Origin of the sequence: Allobosea sp. Tri-44 (assembly GCF_004123845.1) — a bacterium.
Taxonomy (GTDB): Bacteria; Pseudomonadota; Alphaproteobacteria; order Rhizobiales; family Beijerinckiaceae; genus Allobosea.
In genome coordinates, this window is the sequence record NZ_NBDP01000066.1 from 1 (window position 1) to 2,807 (window position 2,807).

At 59.1% G+C, this 2,807-nt stretch carries 2 protein-coding genes; one reads left to right on the forward strand and one right to left on the reverse strand.

Going from position 1 to position 2,807, the window contains the following annotated elements; translation table 11 throughout:
* The coding region (locus B6S44_RS28800) for a hypothetical protein (RefSeq protein WP_164986004.1) at positions 1 to 1,090 on the reverse strand (1,090 nt) is incomplete at its 3' end.
* Positions 1,091 to 1,559: 469 nt separating this feature from the next.
* Here B6S44_RS28800 and B6S44_RS28805 point away from each other — a divergent pair.
* Positions 1,560 to 2,786 carry an MHYT domain-containing protein gene (locus B6S44_RS28805; RefSeq protein WP_129160446.1) on the forward strand — a complete coding sequence of 409 codons (1,227 nt, stop codon included), beginning with the start codon at positions 1,560 to 1,562 and terminating at the stop codon, positions 2,784 to 2,786.
* Positions 2,787 to 2,807 lie beyond the last annotated feature (21 nt).

Consider the following 2,807-nt stretch of genomic DNA (forward strand, 5'->3'; position numbering starts at 1 on the left):
CCTCGCATCCCACACGGTGTCTGCTATCGTCGTCGGGGTGTGCGGCGCGGACGGAAAGATCCGTTGCAATATCCGCCGCGGCGGCGCCGACAAGGCCGCTCGTTGTGTCGGTTTCCCGCCGAATCTGGCCGATACTGTCTGCGAGCCGGCGGGAGCATATCTCGACCGACAAGATATCGTCGCTGGCGTAAGCAACGCGCGAGACGGCACTGGTCAGAGAACTATGCGTCGCACCCGCAATGGTACGCAGCATTATCGCTGCCTCGGTCATGCGTTCCGCCGAGTTCATGAAGGCGTTCATAATGTCGCCCACCTCATCGCGGAAGCCGCGCGCATGTGCTTCGGCCGACTCCCTGCGGTCCTCCTCGCGGGCAGCGCGTGAAAGCGCCTCTTCCCGCAGTCTGGAAGCAACAAGCGCGGAACGAACACGATCAATATAAAGTCGTGCAAAAACGCGCAGCGACACCAAAAGTATGATGCTGTAAATAATTAGAAGCGCGAGGTTGCTTAGTGCCTGATCGAGCGGTGTATAGATGACCTGAGCCAGGCGACCGAACATCACCATGCCTGAGAACGTCAACGCTGCGGCCGGCATGCTCGCCATGGTAAAGATGCCCGCGAAAATCAATCCAGCCAGGATCGTTGCTACGAGCGTTTCCATTTCCGGCACGAGGGACGGATTGAGCCAGAGCCCGGCGATGAGCCACGGCAAAGCCAGTATGGCCGAGTCAACTATCGTGCGCCGTGTAAAACGCTCTGAGGGCGGTTCCGCACGCTGGCGTGTCTCAAGCGCTCGAGTTCGGCGCAAGCCAGCAATGCCGATTACAACGACGCATGTAAACCAACCGACCGCAGCTAAAACCCAACCGTGCCAAATCGCTACCGCCGCCGTAACTACCGCAGCCGCGATGTTGGAGATGAGAACCGGTGGCAAGATTGCTGAGAAAACTTCAGACTGCAGGCGCCGCAGCAATCCCGCCTCGGTTTCGTCGAGGTCTGGCAGGCCGAGTTTTTGGCCAATCCACAGATGGTAACGCTGCAATAGGACGCCCAGCCGCCCCTTATCGCTGGCGCCGTTGCGCGCCGTCATTGTTTCGATCCACGCCTCTACCAGCCCCCGTAAAATTGGTCGCATGCAGAAGTTAACGTTCTGTCGTGGATGGACCCGGAATTGGGGGCAGAGGCGGGCCGCCTGGTGCCCTGGATCCGGGGCGCGCATACCTAAGCGACGCCAACACAAATATTAGCTTCTTGGCCAGATGCCACATCAGGAGTTGGCGCAATGCCGAGCCAGTCAGATAGACCTGCGAATGCTGCCGCCGTCAGGGTCTGCCCAGAGGGCGTTTGATCCACAAGGAAAACGGGCCCTGAATTTTTGGTGAATCGCAGATTCAGCACGCAGTTACCAGTAAATGTCTAAAATTGCGCGTTCTCCTGCAATATTCCATTGATCGACAACTTTCAGCCGCGCTGCGATACCCCATTGTCAAGCTTCAAATCGAGCCGCAAGACCGGGCGACGATTCTCGGGGTCAACTGCTTGTAACGGCAAGGCTGCGCATGTTCATCCGGGTTTTGGATTGCATACGGATCGACCATGATCCCAAACTCGTTATTCTGGCGGTTCTCGTCTCGCTCATATCGGGATTCACCGTTTTTGCGATTCTCAACCACGCCCGCGCGCAACAAGGTGGATCGCGGCACGTCTGGTCGCTCATAGCCGCCTGCGTGGCAGGCGGCGGGATATGGTCCACCCATTTTGTCGCGATGCTCGGCTTCGCGCCCGCGACTGCCGTCAGCTACGACATCACGTTGACGCTTGCCTCCGCGCTACTGAGCATCGTGATCGCCGGCATCGCTATGCCCCTCTTGATGTCGACGGCTCTCCCATGCGCCCTCGTCGGCGCTGTCGTGCTTAGCGCGGCTATTGCTGCTATGCACTTCACCGGCATGCGAGCGCTGGTGTTCGCGGGCAAGTTCGCTTGGGAACCTGCTCTGGTCGCTCTCTCTGTGAGCTCCGCTATCCTGCTGCTCGGCGCCGCCATCTACATAGAACATCTCGCCAACAGGCGGAGACTCAGGTTTATCGCCGCAACGCTATTTGGCGCGGCCGTCTGCAGCCTCCATTTCACTGCGATGGCAGCCGCCGCTGTGAAGACGGATCCGACGCTCGCTGTTTCTGACGGAGGTCTGTCAGAGTTTCTGCTTGGGCTTTCGGTCGCCTTCGTGGCGTCAGTGATCGTGGCTCTCAGTCTGGTGGCCATCGTCTTCGACAAGCGCGCTCACAGGGCGTCCGCCGATGCGGACCAGATGCGAAACATCATCGAGGCGGCGCAGACCAGCATAGTCGTATGCGAGAACCAGAAAGTGATCGCAACAAACCGAACCTTCGAGCAACTGGTCGGCCTCGGTCAGGCGGAAATCGAAGGAACTCCCCTGACGAATTTTATCGCCAGGCCTGCACTAACCAGCGACCGCAGGAATAGGTGCCTCAGGGGAGTTGAGGTGCAGCTGATGACGGCCACCGGCACCCTCGTCGATGTTGCACTGAGCGCCACGCCGATCCTGTCCAGCGGTGCCCCGAGGCAGTTAATCGAGATTCGCGACATCCGTGTGGAGCAAGCCGCGCGCGAGCACATAACATATCTTGCAAATCACGACGCACTAACGGGCTTCCCGTATCTTCCTCAGTATCGACGCGAACTACCACGACACCTCGACACCACCGCCAAGTCGGGTGACGGCATGGGTATCCGTGAGCCCCACCACAACGCTATTCGTACATGAGACTATCCGAACGCAAGCGAC